The 21,159-nt window shown below is 22.3% G+C and carries 26 protein-coding genes; 3 read left to right on the top strand and 23 right to left on the bottom strand.

The features are described 5' to 3' along the window. Nucleotides 1-8 precede the first annotated feature (8 nt). Nucleotides 9-902, bottom strand: coding sequence for a hypothetical protein (locus AACK83_RS05630; RefSeq protein ID WP_338956717.1), 894 nt, complete (start codon nt 900-902; stop codon nt 9-11). Nucleotides 903-1,028: 126 nt separating this feature from the next. Here AACK83_RS05630 and AACK83_RS05625 point away from each other — a divergent pair, with 126 nt between their 5' ends. After that, nucleotides 1,029-3,095, top strand: coding sequence for a hypothetical protein (locus AACK83_RS05625; RefSeq protein WP_338956715.1), 2,067 nt, complete (start codon nt 1,029-1,031; stop codon nt 3,093-3,095). Here AACK83_RS05625 and AACK83_RS05620 read toward each other — a convergent pair. The 9 genes from AACK83_RS05620 to AACK83_RS05580 all read right to left on the bottom strand — a co-directional run bounded on the left by AACK83_RS05620 (nt 3,070) and on the right by AACK83_RS05580 (nt 9,432). Then, nucleotides 3,070-3,327: a hypothetical protein gene (locus tag AACK83_RS05620; protein WP_338956713.1), complete on the bottom strand. Its 258-nt coding sequence runs from the start codon at nt 3,325-3,327 to the stop codon at nt 3,070-3,072. The genes AACK83_RS05625 and AACK83_RS05620 overlap by 26 nt on opposite strands. Nucleotides 3,328-3,443: 116 nt before the next feature. After that, nucleotides 3,444-4,073 carry a hypothetical protein gene (locus tag AACK83_RS05615; protein ID WP_338956712.1) on the bottom strand — a complete coding sequence of 210 codons (630 nt, stop codon included), beginning with the start codon at nt 4,071-4,073 and terminating at the stop codon, nt 3,444-3,446. Next, complete coding sequence (locus tag AACK83_RS05610) at nt 4,019-4,543, bottom strand: anthrax toxin-like adenylyl cyclase domain-containing protein (RefSeq protein WP_338956710.1); 525 nt, start codon at nt 4,541-4,543, stop codon at nt 4,019-4,021. The genes AACK83_RS05615 and AACK83_RS05610 overlap by 55 nt, the downstream gene beginning before the upstream one ends. A gap of 244 nt (nt 4,544-4,787) precedes the next feature. Beyond that, nucleotides 4,788-5,291, bottom strand: a complete 504-nt coding sequence (locus AACK83_RS05605) for a Pycsar system effector family protein (protein ID WP_338956708.1) — start codon at nt 5,289-5,291, stop codon at nt 4,788-4,790. Nucleotides 5,292-5,918: 627 nt separating this feature from the next. Beyond that, the gene (locus AACK83_RS05600) at nt 5,919-6,377 is read right to left on the bottom strand and encodes a hypothetical protein (protein ID WP_338956707.1); all 459 of its coding nucleotides are present in this window, start codon (nt 6,375-6,377) and stop codon (nt 5,919-5,921) included. A 95-nt stretch (nt 6,378-6,472) separates the two neighbouring features. Next, entirely contained in the window at nt 6,473-6,778 is a 306-nt protein-coding gene (locus AACK83_RS05595) for a hypothetical protein (RefSeq protein ID WP_338956705.1), read from the bottom strand. A gap of 34 nt (nt 6,779-6,812) precedes the next feature. After that, nucleotides 6,813-7,844, bottom strand: coding sequence for a hypothetical protein (locus tag AACK83_RS05590; RefSeq protein ID WP_338956703.1), 1,032 nt, complete (start codon nt 7,842-7,844; stop codon nt 6,813-6,815). Nucleotides 7,845-7,846: 2 nt separating this feature from the next. Further along, nucleotides 7,847-8,038 (bottom strand): hypothetical protein, encoded by a 192-nt coding sequence (locus tag AACK83_RS05585; RefSeq protein ID WP_174481228.1) that lies wholly within the window; start codon nt 8,036-8,038, stop codon nt 7,847-7,849. A gap of 275 nt (nt 8,039-8,313) precedes the next feature. Next, the gene (locus tag AACK83_RS05580) at nt 8,314-9,432 is read right to left on the bottom strand and encodes an Mbov_0401 family ICE element transposase-like protein (protein WP_338956699.1); all 1,119 of its coding nucleotides are present in this window, start codon (nt 9,430-9,432) and stop codon (nt 8,314-8,316) included. A 298-nt stretch (nt 9,433-9,730) separates the two neighbouring features. On the opposite strand from AACK83_RS05580, the gene AACK83_RS05575 reads away from it, so the two are divergent. Continuing rightward, nucleotides 9,731-10,141, top strand: a complete 411-nt coding sequence (locus AACK83_RS05575) for a hypothetical protein (protein WP_338956698.1) — start codon at nt 9,731-9,733, stop codon at nt 10,139-10,141. Between the two features lie 24 nt (nt 10,142-10,165). Continuing rightward, nucleotides 10,166-10,372, top strand: coding sequence for a hypothetical protein (locus tag AACK83_RS05570; RefSeq protein WP_338956696.1), 207 nt, complete (start codon nt 10,166-10,168; stop codon nt 10,370-10,372). Between the two features lie 79 nt (nt 10,373-10,451). Here AACK83_RS05570 and AACK83_RS05565 read toward each other — a convergent pair whose 3' ends face one another. Genes AACK83_RS05565 through AACK83_RS05505 form a run of 13 tightly spaced genes read right to left on the bottom strand, consistent with a single transcriptional unit; the run spans nt 10,452 to nt 21,142 of the window. Further along, nucleotides 10,452-11,483: a hypothetical protein gene (locus AACK83_RS05565; protein WP_338956694.1), complete on the bottom strand. Its 1,032-nt coding sequence runs from the start codon at nt 11,481-11,483 to the stop codon at nt 10,452-10,454. After that, nucleotides 11,372-12,481, bottom strand: coding sequence for a hypothetical protein (locus tag AACK83_RS05560; RefSeq protein ID WP_338956692.1), 1,110 nt, complete (start codon nt 12,479-12,481; stop codon nt 11,372-11,374). Before AACK83_RS05560 ends, AACK83_RS05565 begins: the two co-directional genes overlap by 112 nt. Then, nucleotides 12,423-13,673, bottom strand: coding sequence for a hypothetical protein (locus tag AACK83_RS05555; RefSeq protein WP_338956690.1), 1,251 nt, complete (start codon nt 13,671-13,673; stop codon nt 12,423-12,425). Before AACK83_RS05555 ends, AACK83_RS05560 begins: the two co-directional genes overlap by 59 nt. Before the next feature lie 18 nt (nt 13,674-13,691). Next, nucleotides 13,692-13,814 (bottom strand): hypothetical protein, encoded by a 123-nt coding sequence (locus AACK83_RS05550; protein ID WP_255495924.1) that lies wholly within the window; start codon nt 13,812-13,814, stop codon nt 13,692-13,694. Nucleotides 13,815-13,818: 4 nt separating this feature from the next. Then, nucleotides 13,819-16,098, bottom strand: a complete 2,280-nt coding sequence (locus AACK83_RS05545; RefSeq protein WP_338956685.1) for a hypothetical protein — start codon at nt 16,096-16,098, stop codon at nt 13,819-13,821. Between the two features lie 3 nt (nt 16,099-16,101). Further along, nucleotides 16,102-17,799, bottom strand: a complete 1,698-nt coding sequence (locus AACK83_RS05540; RefSeq protein WP_338956683.1) for a hypothetical protein — start codon at nt 17,797-17,799, stop codon at nt 16,102-16,104. Nucleotides 17,800-17,813: 14 nt separating this feature from the next. Continuing rightward, nucleotides 17,814-18,998 carry a hypothetical protein gene (locus tag AACK83_RS05535; RefSeq protein ID WP_338956681.1) on the bottom strand — a complete coding sequence of 395 codons (1,185 nt, stop codon included), beginning with the start codon at nt 18,996-18,998 and terminating at the stop codon, nt 17,814-17,816. Nucleotides 18,999-19,016: 18 nt separating this feature from the next. Beyond that, nucleotides 19,017-19,394 carry a hypothetical protein gene (locus AACK83_RS05530; RefSeq protein WP_286641354.1) on the bottom strand — a complete coding sequence of 126 codons (378 nt, stop codon included), beginning with the start codon at nt 19,392-19,394 and terminating at the stop codon, nt 19,017-19,019. Between the two features lie 16 nt (nt 19,395-19,410). Beyond that, nucleotides 19,411-19,599 carry a hypothetical protein gene (locus AACK83_RS05525; RefSeq protein WP_338956674.1) on the bottom strand — a complete coding sequence of 63 codons (189 nt, stop codon included), beginning with the start codon at nt 19,597-19,599 and terminating at the stop codon, nt 19,411-19,413. 18 nt (nt 19,600-19,617) lie between these two features. After that, the gene (locus AACK83_RS05520) at nt 19,618-19,806 is read right to left on the bottom strand and encodes a hypothetical protein (RefSeq protein ID WP_338956672.1); all 189 of its coding nucleotides are present in this window, start codon (nt 19,804-19,806) and stop codon (nt 19,618-19,620) included. A gap of 16 nt (nt 19,807-19,822) precedes the next feature. Next, the gene (locus AACK83_RS05515) at nt 19,823-20,641 is read right to left on the bottom strand and encodes a hypothetical protein (RefSeq protein ID WP_338956670.1); all 819 of its coding nucleotides are present in this window, start codon (nt 20,639-20,641) and stop codon (nt 19,823-19,825) included. Between the two features lies 1 nt (nt 20,642). Beyond that, nucleotides 20,643-20,888, bottom strand: coding sequence for a hypothetical protein (locus AACK83_RS05510; protein ID WP_338956669.1), 246 nt, complete (start codon nt 20,886-20,888; stop codon nt 20,643-20,645). Then, nucleotides 20,888-21,142 (bottom strand): hypothetical protein, encoded by a 255-nt coding sequence (locus tag AACK83_RS05505; RefSeq protein WP_338956667.1) that lies wholly within the window; start codon nt 21,140-21,142, stop codon nt 20,888-20,890. The genes AACK83_RS05510 and AACK83_RS05505 overlap by 1 nt, the downstream gene beginning before the upstream one ends. Nucleotides 21,143-21,159 lie beyond the last annotated feature (17 nt).

Here is a 21,159-nt window from a genome sequence, read left to right as displayed (position 1 = left end):
ACTCCTTTTTAACTATTAAATTGAAGTATTGTTGGAACAAAATTACTATCATCATAAGGCGAAAGTAAAGACATGTCAATTAATGAATCTTGAAAACTAATCACAAAATTAACTTTAAGTTCTAATTTATTAGGACCAGAGCTTGTAACTTTTTGACCATCAATTCCTTTGATATTAATATCAACAGAATTAACATAAGGATTATTATTTAATGCTAAACTTATTCCTTCTTGAACTAAAGTTTTAGTTTTTTGAGAAAAATCAGCATATGTTTTATCAATATCAGGTTTAGTTTCATCATCAACACTAATTGGTACTATTTGTTCTGATAATTTAGTAACATCACTAACACAACTATAAACTATGTAATCGCTTTGTGTATAAGAACATTTTATATTAAAAGTTTTTTTTATGTATTGTTCAACTTTAAAACTTTTATCATTATTTACTACTCCAACTTGATAAGTAATATTAATACTAATTCTACCGGTTGAAGTATCAACATTTCAAGTTCTTGCTTTTGTTGATTCATCTATTTTACCATTATCAATCGTAAAATAATAACATTTAGTACCTACTTCTAATTGACTATCAAATCAAGTTGGTTCTTTAATATTTGCTTTATCTAAAATTAATTTGGCAAGTGATTGTGCAAGACTGCTTTCTAATGCTTTATTTTCAATAACTTGTTCTTTTTCAGGTCTTTGACCATCAATAGGAACACTCACTGGTTTTTTAATACCAACTTTTGATAAAGTTGATTCTCAACCATTATAATTACCATTACCATTAGTAATTGCTTTTAAAATACTATCTTGTTGTTGATCAGAACAAGCTAAAACTGGCGTTACTATTCCACTACCAAAAGCAATAGTACCCATTAATGTTAAAATTTTTTTCATAATTATAATCATTCCTTAATTTAAAAAATATCATATATAAATTGTAACTTATTTTTATTATTTTGCTATACACTATCTTCAAAATCTTTATAATTAATATTAGTTTATATTAAAGGAATTGATAATATGTTTAAAATTTTATATACACTAGTTACTATTTCACTAGCCGCTTTTACTAATTTAAGCCAAGTGAAAATAAATAATTATCATCATAAAGAAATAAAATCAGAAAATACTATCCTAAATGAACAAAGTTTAACCTTAGCTTTTGAAAGTGGAAATTTTTATAATTGAAATGAAAATGATTCAACTAATTCTATTGCTGGTATTTTTACAAATTCACAAGCACAATCTTATTTATTAAATAAGGATGGCACATATAATAATTTAGACTTACAAATTAATAATTTTATTAGATTTGATGATAACTTAGGAATTGCTACTTTAAATAATTTTCATAAAAGTGATGATACTAATTTTATTAATAATTCATTTTTAATGACTAAAAATGGTATTAGTGATGATGCTACTGCCATTGAAACTCCAAATCATACTTTTACTAACTTTGGTAATAATATCGTTAGTACCGATATTGGTGCTGACTTAATTAATACAGACGGAAAAGTAACTAACTTAGTTACTCCCTATCACTATGGAAAAGGTAAAACTAGTTTTACTACTATAAATGATACTTTTGGTGTTTTTGTTGGTGGTGATCAAAATTCTTATATTCTAAAAGTTGATGGTAATATCAAGCCAATTAATATGAATGTTCCTAATCCAATACTATTAAATTCTTTTGTTGCCATTAATAATAATGGTGGCATTATTCGTGATGTTAATGGTCAATTATTTTATTTAACAATAGAAGATAATGGTAATGCTACAACAAAACCATTAATTGTTAATAAGGAGCCACTGTTTAGTACTACTACTGTTTTTTTTAGCAAGACTGGTAACAATCAAGGAATTTTAAATGTAAATCTCAAAAATAGCTCCAAATTTTTTGGACAACCTTATCATTTAAGCATTACTGATAGTAATGATATTAAACTTACAAAAATTAATGAACATTATATGAATAATTTCATTTTACTTCATGATGGTTTAGGTATTTTTATTGATGAACAAGAAATTGGCTATTTTGTAAATGAATTAGGTGCTTTTACTAAAATTGGTTATTGTGCCAATTTCCAAAGAATAAATGATAATCTTGGTTTTATTAATAATAATACAAGTAAATTATTACTAAGTGATAGTAAAAATAACAATTGAAGTCGAATTAATACTATTAAATTTACTAAAACTAAAAATGAACAATTGACTAATTTTATTAATTCATATATTGATAAAGATAAACTTACTGCAGTTAATCGTACTAATAATTGAATTAGTAATAATAATCTAATTTTAAATGTAACTAATGATGAACTAAAAGATATTACTATTAATGATAATCAACCATTATTACCAAATATTAATAATAGTATTACAACTATTATTAATAGTAATTCTGAAATTAATATTAAATTTAAAGATGAAATAATAACTTACCATGTATTAATATATAATCAAAATATTTTGCCAACACTAGATAATAGTACTAATACTAATATTAAATATGTTGGAATAGTAAATAATAATTTATATGACATTAATAGCACTAATACTAATGACGGTTTTACAATTAATTTTAACTATGATAATACTATCCAATTTGTAAATATTATTACTATTGATAGTACTACTATGAATAAAATGAATTTATGAACATTAAAACCAAAAACTACTTTTAAATTAAATGCCAAAAGCAATAATAATGTATATTTACTACAAACTGTTAATTGAAATAATATTAGCAACTGACAATATTTTACTATTTATCATGGTAATAATTTACCTATTATTGAATTTTGAACTACTGATACTGGTATAAAATTATGAAATGCTGCTTTAAAACTTAATTATACTTCTAAGGAACTAGAAAATATGAATGCAACAGAAATTAATAATTTAAGAAATTTATCAGTTAATTGAACAATTAATGAAGCGCGTGGTAATACTTTAGGTTATATTATTTCTGGTTTTCTTAGTATTGGTTTCATTTTAACTATTATTGCTATTATTTATGATTGATACTTAAAACAACAATTTAAAAAAAAGAAATCTAACACAAAGACAAATGTGAATTAATACAAAATAACTGTTCTTTTATTTTTTTGGAATTAGGTTTATCATTTTCTAAGCTATTTACTGCTTCAACATTAACTGATAAACTTAGTTCATTAGATTTCCGTCTTTCACTTTGTTCTTCTCTTATTTTTCTAACTCAAGGATTAAATGAATTAGCAAAACCTAAAAAATCAGTTTGTTTTACAAAACAATTATTTGGAACATAATATCCTTTTGTTTTTATATAAAACAAAAAAGGTTCTAGAAATTTTTTTCATAAAAAAATTCCATCATTAAAAGGTTCATAAACAGCAAAATAAGAAATAGTCTGTTTATCTACTTTTATTCCATTAGGAAATGTAAAATCAGTTAATAATTGTTGATTAGGTAAAAAAATGTATAAAAATTTTCATTAAAATCTCTAACGTTAATATTAACAAGTTCAAAAGAATGCTGGATTGGACATAATTGATTATTTATTGCCTCTTCATAACCCAAATTTTTACTTAATTTATCAAGAAATACTTTGTTTTCTAAAGTATTTGATATTTCTAAAGAGTATCTAAAATCAAAAAAATTTTCATAATTATGACCTTTTTTAAAAATTTTACTCAAATCTCTTTCTCTATAACTATTTGATCAACTATCTATTTTCAATGCTGCAAATGAATTAGTAGGTATTGGTGGTTGATGATATTTTATTGATTCATCTATTGTTCAACAAACTGCAAAAAGATCATAATCAGGAATTATTGGTTTTTTTTCTTTAGAAATTTCTTGACAAAAAATAGAAATTGGAAAATAAATTAAATTATTTTTTTCAATTTCTATTATTTCTTTTAAATCTCTATTATTTAAATTTTTAATATTATTTTCTTCATCAAGCGCAAAAATATAATAAACATTATATGTATTATCATTTTTTTCTTTTTCTAAATAAAGTACTATCTCGTTTTTTTTATTTTTTGGTTGACAACATTTAACAAAAATTTGATCCAAAAAAATTCAGCATCAATAATTCCAAATTTTTCCATATTAACTAATAAAAAGAAAAAATGTTCATTAGTAATTTTAAAAATAGTTTCATTATTTTTTAATTTTAAAGAAACAGGATTTATTTTATTATCTTTATTATTTTTATTTAATTTTATTGAAAATTTCTTACAAAGAAGATTTATTTTTTCAGTTTGTGTTTCATTATCTTTTAATCCTATCTTGCTTAAAAATGTTAACTCATCTAAAGAAATTATAAAGCCAGATTGTACACCTCAATCAGAACTTTTATTTTTAATACTAAAATGTTTTGCTGGATATTTTTGAGGTATTAATACTTTTGTTATTGGATTAACATTTCTTACAATAAGAACTACATTTTCTTCTTGAGCAGTTTTAATAAAACCTGCAAAATGTTCTTCAAAAATTCCATTATTTTTGCATTGTTTAACTTCATCATTAACATAAATTTCCATAGTTTTTTATTTCTCCTTCTTTCTTTTTATCTGTTAATTACACTTCAAAAAAAAAAAAAAAAGAAAAATTCTTTTCTTTTTTATTACTTTTTTTGTAACTAAAACATTAATTTATCAATATTTTTGGAATTATTTTTCTAATTTTATAAAAAATATCCTAAATAAGTGTAAACATTTTTAAAAACAAAAAGGAAAAAAGACTATTTTTAAAAATAGTCTTTTTTATTAATTTTTCTAGTTTATTTTATATAAACATATAAAATAAAAGTGAAATAACTATTGAAAGCGTTGATAAAATTAAAAATAAAATACCTAAAACTAACATTTTATGTTTTTTACAAGCTATAATAGAATTAATTTGAATTCATTTCAATAAGTCAGTTTCTTGATCTTGTAAAATTATTTCTTTAATACTATCAGGTTTCATTTTTTGTAAATCTTTATAATAAAGAGTATAATCATTTTTTCTTATTTTATTAAGTTTTTTAGGTGTACTTCTTGGAAAAATTGTTAAAATAAAAAATAAAAATGCTAAACATAAAAACACTACATATAAAAGTACAAAAGTAAATAAAAAACATGTTTTAATTGTTATATTACAATTTTCAATATTTTTAAATATTGGTATTCAACCAAAAGACAGTCCTAACAGAGCACCGGCAATAGCTGATAATATGCTAGCCTTTCCATCAAATCTTTCTATTTGTTTTTTAATTTCATTTAGTAAATTAACTTCATTGTCATTCATTAGTTAAAATTCCTTTTTATTAGTTATTGATTTAAATAAAAAATAAATTAAATTAATAATTAAATTTTATTTTTTTTAATTTCTATTTCTTTAAGCTACATTTAAATTTTTAAGTGTAACTAAAAACAATAACTATTCTTATCTTTGAAATTATTTTTATCAAGTTTATTTTTAATTTTGTTTTATAAAACATTATGATGATTTTTTGCAAACTTTGATAATTATTATTAACTATTAATAAAAAACTATCTAAAAAATAGTTTTTGGTTTTTTCAAACTAAGATTATTTTTATGGTTTTTGATAAGAAAATTTTTAAACATTAGAATGTTTTATAAAAGCATATTCAATTAAATTAATATTTGACTGTAAGTTATTATTAATTATAAAATTACATTAATATTTTAATATTGTTAATAAAAATTGACTTTAATTATAAATTAACTTTTGTTAATATTTTTAAATACTATTTTGATAATAATTTAAAACATTAATAATTAATATATTTAAATATATTTAACACTAATTCTTTTACCATTTAACTCAAGTATATAGGGACTACGTCCCTCGCCACTACGTGGCTCACCCAAATTATAGTCGCAGTAGGTTCACTGCGACTATAACTATTTTTATTTATCTTTATTTTTAGGTTTATCTTTTTTCTTTAAAATATTATCTAATTTATCTAAACCAGCAGACTTAATATCAGTATAAGTCATATCAATACTACTTGCTTCTTTAAGGTATTTTTTAGGTGACAATTCACTTTTAAGTTCATGCACATAATGTAAAGCACGTGAATTATACCTTTTTAACCAGTGTCTAGGAAAAAATAAAGTCATAGCCATTGCTTCACCACTATAACTTGGAGGCATAATGCCTTTTTTAATCATTTTCTTTGTTCTACGTCGTGAAAACACTACTTTATTATAATCATCAATATTAGTATATAAATTAAGATTAAATATAACAACAAAGCCCAAAAAACGCATTCTTTTAACTTGCACAACATACTCTACTTTTTCTCTTGCTTGTACTGGTATTCTATTAGGATGTTGTTCAATCAAATACATAGTACCATTAAACATATGACCTATTAACTTACAAAATTGCCCTAAACTTTCTTGTTGATTTTTAAACTGTACTCCTAAATCATTAGAATTTATCTTTAATGCTAATTCATCTAAATTATTAAATCTTCTTCTTCAAAAGCATAATTACTTGCTAACTGATTAAAAGTAAAAACATCATTATAATTAACCAAATAAGAATAACCATTTTTTAATTTAATAGGAAAAGGACTAACTACTCGTTTTTTATGAGTTTGTGCTAAACAACAAGCAAGAGCAGATTTACCAGTACGTGGTGGCGCTGAAATAATATAACTACCAACTCGTTTTAAAATTTTAACATTACGAATAGTTATACAAATTGGATAAATAATCATAATCAAACCTATAACTAATAACACATAACCATATCAAGGCATAATAAACTCCTAACCTATAATTAAACTAATTGCTCTAACAAATAAATCATAAAGGTATAATATTTTCTATTCCACTAACAATATCAACATTTAAAGCGGTACTAATAGTATCTGAAAAAATATGTCGTAATAAACTATCTGTTGTAAACAAAAACTGTCTTAATGGTTCTACTGGTAAAACTTTACCAACAACACCATAAAGTACTCATCTAAAAGCATTACGCAAATGACCAAAAACATCATATCAACTAACACGTTCATAATCAGGGTTAAAAGGACTATTTGGTGGTACTGGAACAATATCTTTGGAAGAAAAAATATTCATCTGACCAAATTTAACATGCAAACCGTCACGATTAGTTAATGAAGATAAATCAAAATTAATCGTTAAATGTTTTAAATTAGGAACACGAACCGGCATAGTAACAAAATTATATTTTCCTAAATTATAAACACTATCTTTATCATTTAATACACCTTTAAAATTATAACGAATATTACCCTCATAATCTAAAAACGAAAATGTATAAATAGAAGAAAAATAACTAAAATATTCAGCAGAAATATAAAACATAAAACCTTGTATATAAAAACTCAAAGGTTTTGAAATTTCAAAAGTCAACTTAAAACTTAAATTATTAGAAACATTATAATTCCAAAAAACTAACTCATTAAACTTACCAGTTTGTATATAATTATGATTAAATAAAATAAGAGATAATTGGTCTAAGTCTTGTTCTGTAAATCTATAATCTGTGGACAAATCACTAACTCGCCTATCAAAATTACCTACAACATCAGAATGAAATTGAATTGAATAAGGAGTAACAGTAGTTTTATGAACAACGGCAGAAACTAATTTTAAATCTGGCTGACCAACATCAAAATAAGCAGAATTTCAAGGAATAGTTGCTCAATCATTAAAATCATTATATTTAACGGGTTTAACCATATCGCTAGTTATAGTGTAATTACTTTCACTAGGTGCATTAGAAACAATTAAACTAGTGGGTGCTTGAACAGTACTATTTACAACAAAAAATAATTTAGCAAACTTAAATCACATAATTATTTACCAAATAAACATTTTAAAATTCACCATGAACCATAAAATATAATAAATCCAATAAAAAACTGAGTTCCATAAACCACTAAATTTCATAAAATAGTAGTAAAATCATCAACTGGACTACCTATAAACATAGTTCAATAATCAACTATACATTGATGTATTTTATTGTAAATATCTCAAACACTCATAATTAACACCTACCCAAACAATGACCTAAAAATTGGGACGGTAACAAAAACGGAGGATATAATTACTTTTTAAACATTTCTTTAAAATTATAGACAAGAAATAATTGTAATTATATGCAATTGTAAGTAAATATTACTACTAAATTAAATTAATTTCAATTAAAATACAAATATTAAAAAATCAATAAGAAAATTTAATATAAATACACAACAAAAATTCTTATTAACTTTTAATTAATAAGTTTTTAATATTTTAATAAAAATAAAAATTTTGATTATGTTTTAGAATTGACAAGATTACACTTAAAAATAACCATTTTAATATAAATATCTATGCTATATGTTCTATTACCAAGCATTTCTTTTAAAATATATCAAATATTACTTTCAGCAAAAGTACCAATATTTCATTTTGCACCTTGATTTTCAATTCCTTGTTTATTATTTTTAAAATATTGTTTTTTTAATTTTTTATGATTTTTTAATATTTCATTCATATACTTTATTAATTCATCATATTGACCATTTTCAATAAAGTTTCTACAAGTATTATATTCTTCAAAATATTTTCCTTTGTTTCCAGCAATAATTCCTACATACAACTTTTTAACTAAATGGAATTTATCTAAAACAAATTGTGCATCTAAATAATTAGCAACATCTTTAATTCATTCTGCACTATCTCCACAAATAATGATTTTTGCTTGGTCAAAATTTTCAAAAAATCTATTTCCTTGTTCTAAAATAAATTCAGCAGTTTTTTGAACTCCAATTGCTGTTTTTGTTGGTCTTATTATTACATCTACTCTTTTATTAACTAATTTATGATTAACATTATCTGTACAAAATAACACTAAACGCATTGAATATTTACCAGAATTTCGTTTAAATTTTCAAAACTTTCGATGTCCATCATCAATACTAATATAAATAAATTGATTTGGTTCTAATTTTATTTTAGGAACATCTAATTTACTAACTTGATATTCTTGAAATAATCTACTAATACTTGTTGTGCTAAATTTTGTTTGTTTCATAGTATGTAAAATGTCAATATACCTTTTTCCATCTGCAAAATGTTCAATAACATTATTTTTGATATCTTGACAAGTCCTTTTGTATTTAGGTAATTGCAATTTTTCATCTAATAAACAAATAGGAACTCATTTTTTTAATTGTTCATCATAATATTTATAATCACGACATTTATAAGTAACAAGACCATTGATAGTATTTCTAGTTCTTGTTTTAATTTTAACGGGGATATATTTTCTATCTCTTTCTTTTAAGATTCTTCAATCTGTTTTTTCTCATTGATTTTTTACATCATCTCTAAATGATTGATACATTCTTTTTGTTGCTTCTTTTAAAGTTCATAAATAATTAAAACTCATATTTTTTCTCCTAACTTTTTTTAAATTTTAAATTTATTGTAAATATATTTAAAAAATTAATTTACTTTTTTATTATAAACATATATAAGTGTAATTTAAAATTAAATCAAAACTTTTTAAAAAACGACTTTCATATTTAAAATATAATAAACAATTTCAATATAATTAATAGTATAGGTATCATAAAATAAACGCCTTTAATTTAAGTTTTATTTTGCATTTAAAAGCATACTTGTAAAAATAATCAAAAATAGTACAATTTAGAAATAAAATTAAGAAAAAAGGAGTAATTAAAATAATGAATATTATTGAAGAAGAATATAATTGAATTTTTAATTTTTTAGAAAAGGCAAATTCAAGAGAAACAACTGAACAAATATTTAAAGAAAAAATTGAACTTGCAAAAAGTACAATTACTGATATGAATAATGAAATAATAAAAATTAAAAAAGAACCAAAAATAAAAAATTTTTTTATTACAATTTTTACTTTTGGAAAAATTAATAAAAACAAAGAAAATAGAATCAAAATTATGCAATTAAATGAAAAAATAAATAAACTTAAAAAAGTGATTATAAAATGAGATTTATTTTTTGAAAAAAAATGAAAAAATGAAAATTGTCAAAAATGAGTAAATAGTATAAATAATAATCAAATTCAAACTGATGAAAAAAGTAATTATTGCTCAAATAGTCGTACAGTTTTATAAAATTTAAAAAAGGAGTAATTTAATATGAAAACATGAATAAAAACAAATTTAAGTAAAATAACATTAGCATTAGCACTAACTGGTGCAGTAAGTGGAGTAACTGGTTTAATAATTGGTTCAATAGCACAAAATAAAACTAGCGAATTAAAGTATTTTTTAAATAATGACCACACAGCAGTTTGAGGTAATACTACAATATGAGAAGAAAATGTGGGGGGGCTAATAAAATAAGACTATACTTTAATAATAAACCCGAAAAAAAAGATGATATAGTATGAAATGGCACTTATCCAAAAGGATATTTTTGAAATTAAATTTCTAAATTTATATAAGAAATATTTTCGTTATATTTATCAAATAAATTAATATTTTTTAAATTAATTTCTTGTTTATCAGTAATTAAAATTAAATCATAACTTCCAGCACCGAATATTCCACTAATTTCAATTCGATTTAAATTATTAATCGGATTTTCAATTTGTAATTCTAATTCATTATCATTATTAATTTGTGATATTTCTTTATAAAATTCTAATTTAGAAAATAATTGAGATTTATTTGAACCATATAAATTTAAAGCATTTTCAATTTTAATCTTATCAATAATTAATCTTGTAAAATACTTACCATATTCACCATTACCAAGCGTTCAATCAGCAGGAACTAATGAAGGTATATTATTACTTTCTAGTTCATTTGTTATAGATAATCAATTAAATTGATTATCATCTAATCTAAATAATTCATTTTGGCTAATATCATTACTTTTTAATTTAATATTATTAATATCTGTAAAATCAAAATAATGAGATTTTAATATTACTTTTACATCTTTAAATTCTCAAATATCTTCACTACTAGGATGTATTGGATTTGATTTTAATTCAAAATAATAAGGTAATAAAATTTTATTATCATCGTTTAAACCTTTATTAATTGACATAATTGAATAAATATTATTTGATAACATAATTACTAGTTTCTTAAAAATATGAACTTGTGGTAAATTTATATAATTTGGATAATCCAATTTTCATTGTTTAAATAAGTTAGTTATTACTTCTTCGGGTTTTTGTCCTTCAAATTTTGCTCTTAACGTTGCAATTTTAGTTTTTAAATTATCAGGAGTAAAACCATCAAAATTTCTATTATAATTATATGTATAAGTTAGCATATCTAATAATACTTTTTGTAAACTATCAACTGTTGGCGTATCTTGTATTTCAATTTCTATATCGTCAAATCTGTTATTGGTTGCAACATATTGATAAAATTGGCTTTCAGCTGGGAAATTTCAAACTTCTTTATATCTTTTAATTCCTTTTCTTTCTTCAATGGTCACTGACCATTTCAAACAGTACCCATTTCATATCCCAATCAAGCATTAGTTACTCTTGCGTTATTAATAATTTCTTTTCTTGTTTCAGTTCCACCACCAATAGCAATTAAATCTAAAACTGATTTTTCTTGTCCTATAAATTGCTTTGCTAAATTTCATGGTAATATTTGTTCACTAAATCATTGTTGTAATATTCTAACTTTTGGTTGAGTTTCAATAGGCATTGATAACAGTGGAAATGCTATCTTATCTTTGACAAATAACTTTGGGTATACTTCCATATTGTCAACTTCACCAAGTACCTTTATATTACCGAAAATCATACTTCTAGGTGCTTTAATTTTTAAACCAGTAACTTTGATATCTTTGTCTAATGGTTTTTGTAATTTAATAATAATTGGATAACCATCTCTTGTTTTAAAATCTTTAATTTTAATAATAGTTATACTTTTAGTACTTCTAGTTTTTGGATTTTGATAAGGTTGTGAATAATTATTAATGATATATAAATTATCAATATTATTTTCAGTTAATGGTTCATTAATACTAACTGCATATAACTTAAATTGATTTAATAAATTTATTTCTTGAAATATTAAATTTTTAATATCAGTCATACTATATTCAATAGTATTATCATTAATATTAGTACTTGCTCTTTGATTTAATTGCATAGTAAAGTCTGATGTTTCAACAGCAGTAGTTTTTAATACTTTATCAATATCAATAAAACCTATTTTAATAGTATTTGCTGAAAATTTTAAACTATTATTTTCATTATTTTTAAATAAACGTGCAATTTCATAAATATAAATTGTTCTTTTTTTAAATTCATCATATGCTCTATTAATATCAGGGTCACTAGTTGCACGCATCATATTAGTAAAATCATAAGGGATATTATCTATTAAGTAATCATTTTCTACATCTGCTTGATTAAGTTTAGTTTGCTTTTGTTTCTGTGGAAACTTGGTTTGTGGTTTGTTGTCTTGGTTGTCCATTGTTTTCTCCTATTAATTGGTTATTTTCGGGATTAAATAATTTTAATTTAACTGTTAAATTATTAATTTCTTGTTCATCATTAATATTAAATGTTTTACTAATTAATAAATCTTTATCAACACTTACTAATAATTGAATAAATTTAAGAATATCAATATTAAATTGTCATAATTTTTGTTCAATATAATTAATGGTTGAAATATTTACAGCTGTACTTTCGGGAACTGATTGTTGTGCTGATTTTTTTTGACTTGGAATGTGAATACCACAACGTTTAAATATTTCATTAACATTTCAATCGTAGATATCAGTTAAGTTTTTACCTTTAAAATTACTGCTTGTCATATTAATATTTTCATTTTTTTCATTATTATCACCAGTAGTTTTTCAAATATAGTTTTTAGTAACTAATATTCTTACTGCTTCTTCCATTGAAGATTGAACATTACCATAAGTTTGGTCAAAAATAAACTTCGGTGAGTTTAAAATACAATCTAAAACAATTTGTTCATAAATAACATCTAGTGCTTTAATTTTATCCATTACTTTATCACAATCTGCTAACTCATTTGCTTTATTTCGCATAATTGCTATTGGTATATAATTAATGTTTAATGTTTGTTCTTGTGATAAATTAGGATTATTAATGTATGATTTAAAATCTAATTTAGTTTGTTTTTTAGTATCATTAATACTATAAATTGCACGATTAATTGTTACTTGTTTATTATTTAATGTATAAATTTCAAATAATCTTACTGTTTGTGCATTTTGTTCATAATTATCATAAAAAATAGTACATTCAATTAATTTACCTGTAATATCATAAACTCTTTGTTGGATATCTACTACTTGAAAATATAAATTATCATTAGCAATATAAATTAAATAACCACTAATTCCTAATTTGCTTAATTTAAAAATAGAATTTCAATTTTTACGATAAAATTCTTGTTGCATTAAATATTGTGTAATAGTTTCATTATTAATTTCTAATGGAGCATTATATAAATTAGCATTATTTTCTGCTACAAAATCAGTAAAATAAGTTTCATGGTTAAAATCATTAAAACCAAAATAATTTAAAATAGAAGCATGTATACTTTTATTTTTATTAGTTAAAAATTTTAATTTTTCACTTTGATTATCATTAATATTATTTTTTTCTTTTCTTTTAAATAAACTTAGCATAATATTCACCACCTTTCTTTAAAATATTTGATTAATTTTTAATATAATTTTTACAATAATGAATATAATTAAACCAGCAGTTGCTGATGATAGAATTACTCCAATTAAACCTAAAATAATTTTTATAATTTTAAAAAACATAATATTATTCCTGTAATTCTTCTAATTTTCATACATTACCTTTTAAATTACCTTTTCCACTATAAATAGTAATCAATTTAGCATGTTGAACTGATAAAATTACTATATTAACACTATCATTAAAGGTTTGTATTGGTACACCAGCAATTTTGTTATCCGTTATAATAAATTCTTGAATAGTATAAACTGGATTATATATACTTCAAGAATAATAAACTCTATAATGTTTATTAACTATAAAATCATAAGTAATTTGTCAATTATCTCATTTATTTTTTTCTCTTGTTCCTACATCTTTTCATTGTTGATTATTTGGACTTGGTGTTGGATTATCTGGTAATTCAATATCTCAACAATTTTCTTCAACTTCATTTGTTTCTAAACTTTTTGAATTAATTTTTATTTTTGGTGTAACATCAACTTTAATTGTATTTTGTAATTCTTCTAATGAAAGAATAGCACCATAATTAATATCTCCACCTTTTAAATATAAACTACAATTAAAACTACTTTCTCTAACAGTTAAAGTTAATATTACATCTTCATCTTTAATTTTAAATTTTGCAAGTAAATAATCTCCACCTAAATAATTACCAGTTTTAAATTCTACTTTATGCTTTATATTTGCTTGATTTACTGGTAATTCATCTAATGTTATAATTACTCTATATACAGTATTAAAATTAATTTCAAACGTATCTCATTCACGATTATTTTTACTTTTACTTATTACTTTTCATATTTCTTTATCTTGTTTTTTATCAATATTTGCTTTATTTTCATTAATAGCACCAGCAACAGTTTTATTAATAGTTTCTAAATTAGGGATTTCTTGACTTACAGCATTCAATTGAAATGCTACTGGAAACTTTTTTTCTGTGTCTTCTAATTTTTTATCTACTTCTTCTTTTTTATAATAATCAGTTAAATCGATTTTACCACCACTAGCACTAATTTTATTATTTTCATCAATAGTTATATTAGTACCTGCAATTAATTTATCTTGTTTTTTATCTAATAAATTATTAGTTTCTAGTTTTGTGTAATAATCACGTTCAGTATTTTCTTCTGCTATAAATTCAGTTGGTGTTCCAGTACCTTGATATTGATATATATTATGAATTATTGGTGTATACTTTTTTGTGCTATTAGCAACAATAAATTTTATTAAATTATCATCATATAATAACATTACTTTGTCAATATTAACATCAATTTTTTCAATTATTATTTGTCTATTTTCTATTTGATGATTAGTAATTCTTATATTAGATTTAGTTAATTTATTATTACTTATAATAAGTTGTTTACTATCGATAAAATAATATGTTCAATCAATAATATATCATATATCTGTTTTAATATTTTCATTTTTAACTTTTTTTCATAAAGGACTAGTTTCAATATTAAATCAATTATTTTTAATATCATCAATATTTTGTTTATTAATATCAACTTTATTTTCTAATAATTTAATACTATTTTCATTAGTAGTAATTCTTTTTTGTTGTTTAGCAGAAAAGTCAGCAGTCGCAGCATGAGTAAAATCACCAATTTGTGGATTATTTTGTAATGCTTCTGGTGGTAATGTACCAATTTCATCAGGTCAATCTAAAATCATTGTTTCAGTTTTTGGGTCATAATCAGTTGCAACATAACCTTTATTTATAAAGTTTGTAACACGACCCCTATATATCTCATTTTCGTTATCATTAACTAAATCATCATATAATTTTATTTGTTTTGATAATGTAAATTCTTTTTGTTCTTTAATTAATTCATCAACTTGATTTCTAGTATAAAATACTTTTAAGTCAATTTTTTCAATATCTATTTCATCTTGATTATAATTTGAAAATACTTGTTTTAATTCTGTTAATCTTGCTCATATTTTCATTCTACTTGGTGCTAAATCTCAAACATTAATTGTAGGAATACTACTTGCATTAAATGATGTACCATTATTGAATTGAATAGTAGCATCAACATTAAATTCAATTGGTGTACGATTAAATACTCAATGTTCAACCATTACATAAACCATATCTCTTAATGTTTCTTTAATTAATTCATCTTTAAAACTATCAAAAGGAAATTTAGATAAAATAAAATCAAGATAAGCATTAATATCATTTTGAGCGCGAATAGCAAAAGTTGTAAATCAGTCTTTGACATTAGGTCATGTATTTATATATTGAGGTGGAGTTTCTGTAATTTTTCCAGTTAATGGATATCAGTTATTATAATTTTCAAGACTGACATCAGTTCAAAGTTTATTAATCATAATTTATCATTCCTTAAAAAATGCTTTTTTATAATGTTTAGTTTTTGTTTTAGTTTTCCTATGTGATATATGGATAATTTCTTTTTGTAATTTTTTCTTACCTTTTTCTACAACTTGACTATATGCAAATTTTTCTAAATGATGTAATAGTCCAGTACCAAATAAAGTATTAACTGAAAATTTTAAACCAACACTTTTAAATGATTTATTAATATTTTCAATAGGATTATTAATAACATTTACTACTTTATGATAAGTTCTAATAGTTCTAAATATTTCTCTATATACTTTAAAACTATCTCTAATTACTTGTTGCACCACTGGTGGAGCAAATGCTATTGCTTTTAATCATTTATTACGATTAACACCATAACCAATGTATCAACCACTATATCAACGATATCAATGAAATGGATGTATTTGAGTAACAAAAGTTTTTGCTTTAAGAATACTATCAACAACTGTAATTGGTTTATACTTAGGATTACGATGATAAATAGTAATTGCACATTTGTCTAATGATAAAGGTTGAATTTTACAACCCATAAATACTGGTGAATTTAGTGGAATTAATTGTGCATGTTTAATTGCTCTTTTTTCTGCACTAGTAAATAAATCTGTTGCTTTTTCTTTTAATTTATTAATTTTTTCAAATGCTTGTTTTTCTAATTTTTCAAATTTTTCTTGTAATTTATATATACTTTCTCGTAATTTTTCAAAATATGGTGTATCTTTTCAAAATTTATTTAAACCTTTTTTTAAATAAAATCTAATATCAAAATACTTAAAAATTTTATTTGCATTTAAAACAATTTTATGAATTGAACTATTTTTAAAATTAAATTTAATAGCATTAGCACGAATTTTTTGTAAATCTAAAATTAAAGTTTTTCCATATCTATTCTCTGTATGTATTGTATGAACTAAATTTAATCAATCATGTTGGTTCATTTTTAATACTTCTTTTAATTCAGTATTATATTTTTTTAAAAAGTTATTTGCTTTTTCAATATCTTTAATTTTAAACTTTGGAGTTAATTGTGGACTTAATTTTATTAATGTATTTTGTAATGATAAATATTCTTTTATTTGTTGTGATTTTAAAGATTTAAAATTATTTTTAAATTGTTTTTCAGCAACATAACCTAAATTTTGTGTTATTGTTTCACGATTAGGTGCCAAACTATAATTAAATAAATAACGTTTATTACCAATGATTTTATCTGTTAAAATTTCTTTTCCACTTACTTGACTAATAATTTCTTGTAAATTTTTTGCTTCTTTAACACCAATTTGTTCTAATGTTTTAGTTTTTTGTGCTAACTTAATAAATTTAGTAGTACGATAACCACGACTAATTTTATTAATTCCAACAAATGCAGGTAATATATTAAAAAAAGTATTTAATGGTGTTACATTTCCTTTTAAATAATCATAAACTTGATTAATAGTAAAATCAGTTAAAAACTCTACACCAACAGCACTAATACTAGCAAGTAAATCACTTGCACCTAATCCAAGTGCTATACTTTCACTTAAACCACCAGTAAAAGGAGCAAGTGCTACTGCTATTACTTGTACACCAATCATTTCTAAAATTTCTCATCAAAAACTTTTATTTTCTTGTTGGTTACTTGTTCTAGTATGTTTTGGTTTATTTATGTTTAAAAGTATTGCTGTACTAGTTGTACCAATTGGCATGATATTAATTTCCTTTATTTAAGAGTTATTTTAATTGGATTTGTTGTTCCTTTATAATTTAAGTCATTAACATTTGCAGTAATAGTTATATATAAGTCACCTACTTTTTGTTTTTGATTACTTACATTAGTTTTTCCTTGTGCATCACTAAAATATTTAATAGTTGGATTTGTTAAATTAGGATTTAATGTTTTAAATTCATTAGTACTTTTTATTTCTGTATTTAATTCATTGTTATTGTTATTAACATTTGCAGTAATATTTGTTGTTAAAACTGTAATTTTAGTTTTTAAATCATTTTTTTCTGTTTTAATAACTCCACATAACATTCATCTTGATGTTGTTTCATTATTAGAAATATATGGGATTGCTTCTCCAACAACTTCACCAGCAACTTTATATGTTCTTCCTGCTTTAGCATCTTTAATAAAATCTACATAAATAACTGTATTTTCTATCATGTATCTTTTCATCGCTCTTGGTGTTGCTAAAACAAAGGTCATTAATTGTTGTTCATTTTTATCATTAGTAAAAATCATATAGTCATCAAGAACGATTTCACATAATACGCCTTTTACATATAAATTATTTCCATTTAAACGTAATTGTTGTGCCAACTGATTATCGGTAATTAAACCTTTATTATCTGCTAAATAAACTAAACTATCATAAAGACCATTAGTAATAAAAAATTTACTATTTGCAATATTTCTAAATTGAAACAAAGTATTTCAAGCAGATAACATCGATTTTAAATAGTCTACTGGTGTTGTATCTTCAATATCGATTTTAGTAGCAAATTTTGCAATTGCTTGTGTATCATCAATTGCCAATTTATCTGCTAAATCATTTGCAACTTCATATTGCATACTATCTAATAAATTTTGTCCATTATTTGCTTTTAAATCTACATCTGCAATAATTTCTCCTGCAAGATATTTTTTAGTTATTTTTTTACTAATTTTATCTGTATCAACATATGGTAATTCATATCTTTTACTTTTATCATCCCAAGCAATAATTTTTACTTCCGGTTTTTTTGGTTTTTTAACAATAAACTCAATATTTACTGAGTCAACAATTTCAGTAGGAAAAAAGTTTGCCCATGGACTATTTGAAATTTTAAAAAACTCTATAAATTCTGGTGCTTCTACTAATCTCTCTGTATTGTCTAAATTTTGATTAAATGGTACTGACATTTTATTTCTTCCTTTCGTTTATAAATAATTTTTCTTTTTATAATTAATTAAAAAATTTTCTTTATCATTTGTTTTATTATTAATAATTATTTGTTTATTGCCACCTGTATTAATTGTTTGTTTAAATACCGGTTGTTCTTTAATCATTTTTTTAATAGTTTCTTCAATTTTTGAATTTTCTATATTACTTGTTTTAAATTTTAAATAATCATAAAATTCAGTTTTAACTTGATATTTTTTAAATATATTAATCATTTCTTTTTCTTTAATTTCTTGATTAAGTTTATTTAACTTATTTTCTGCTTCATTAACTTTATTTTCTATTTCTTGTGAAGAAGCATTATTTTCAGTTAAAGGTTCAGTTGTTTGTTGAACATTATTTTCATTTTCTAACATTTACATCACCACTTTTTTATTTATTTTCTTTATTAATCTTTTCATTTAACTTTGCTAATTTTTTTTGATGTTTAATAATTTTGTTATTTGCTCTAACATGTTTTGGAGTTGTGATAAATCTTTTTAATAAAACAATAATTTCTCTGCAAATTAATGTTCCAACGCTTGTTCCAATAATAATTAATTCATGTATAAATTCTTTCATTTCAATATTTTCCTTTCATTAATTAATTTTTTGATTTGTATCTAATTCCATTACTAATATTTGATAATCCTGAATATAAGCATTTTCTAATATATGATGTTTATAATTTCTATGAAAATTAATAGCATTTTCAATTGTAGAAAATAATTTATATTTTGTTTCAATTCCATAATTAGTTTTATATTTTAATAAATAAGCATATTTCATTTTAATATTCTCCTTTTTATAAATGATAATAATTTTCATCAAATTCTAAATTTGCATTAACATTAACTTCACTCATATTATCACTACCATATTGACTAGTTGTTTCACTATTAATTGAAAATCTATTATCATTATTAATTAAATGTGCTATTTCATTTGTAAAACTAGTTTCTTGCATTTCTACATCAAATTTTCTTTCCATAGGTAATAAATTATGGATAATTTCACTTGCACCAGCAATTATGGTAGGTACTGCATAAGCATTATTAAAATCATTATTTATCCCCATTGCAACACCACTTGAAATTAAACCACCACCAGTAGCCATATTACAAATTTTTCTTATTGTTTCAAATTTATTAGGTATTAATTCTAGAATTCCACTAATAAGATTTGAAATACCATAAGCATTTAAACTAATATATGTATCTCAATCCATTAATGACTGATTTTCTTGTTTATTTAATAGTAATCATGGAGGACCTTCTGTTGTAGTTGTAGTAGTTACTGGAATTGGTGTTGTTGGAATAATAGGATTAATATTATTTTCAGTTCATTTACTATAATTTGCTAATCCAATTGTTCCTAAACCTAATAAGATTTTTTTAGAACTATTAATTAATTTAGTTTTAGTATTTGGTCTTTGATTTAAATTTCATATATCTAAACCTAATTTTTTACCAAATAATAAACTATTAATTGAACCCAATATTGAATTATCTATTACTTGACCATAATAAGCACTTGTACCTATCATTGCACAAATTGGGCTTATACCAGTTCTTATTAATTTAGTTAAAGTATAATTTGATTGTGTATTTTCTATACTTGGCATTTTATTCTCCTTTAATTTCTAATTTTTTAACTGTTACTTTAATTCAACCTTGATAAACATCATTATCACCAACTATTAATGCAACATTACTTTCGGGATCAGAAACAATTATGTGTTTTGATTTAACATTTGGATATTGTTTTAAAATAATTGCTCTAATATCATTACTTGTATGAATTGCTTTTGGAAATGGTGATAATATTTCAATTTCATCTTTATTTTCAAACAAAGTAGGTAATATTATCATTAATGAAGTTCTCCATTTTCTATAAACTCAATTAATTTATAATAAGCAGTAAGTTTACCTGCTTCTTTTAATGAATCACATAAACAAATACTAATTTGCTTATTCAATCAGATAATTAATTTTTCATTATATTTATTAATTACTTTTTGTTTAAACTCTTCTCTTAATTTTTCTATATTATATAAATGTTCTTCAGTTATTTCTTTATTACGTTTTTTATTATATTCATTAATAATTTCTTGGTCTTTATTCACTATCTATTTCTCCTTAT

The sequence above is a fragment of the Spiroplasma endosymbiont of Tiphia femorata genome (assembly GCF_964020225.1).
Lineage (GTDB): Bacteria > Bacillota_I > Bacilli_A > Mycoplasmatales > VBWQ01 > Spiroplasma_E.
The sequence above is the reverse complement of the archived record's forward strand: the minus strand, read 5'-3'. Positions and strand labels throughout refer to the sequence as shown.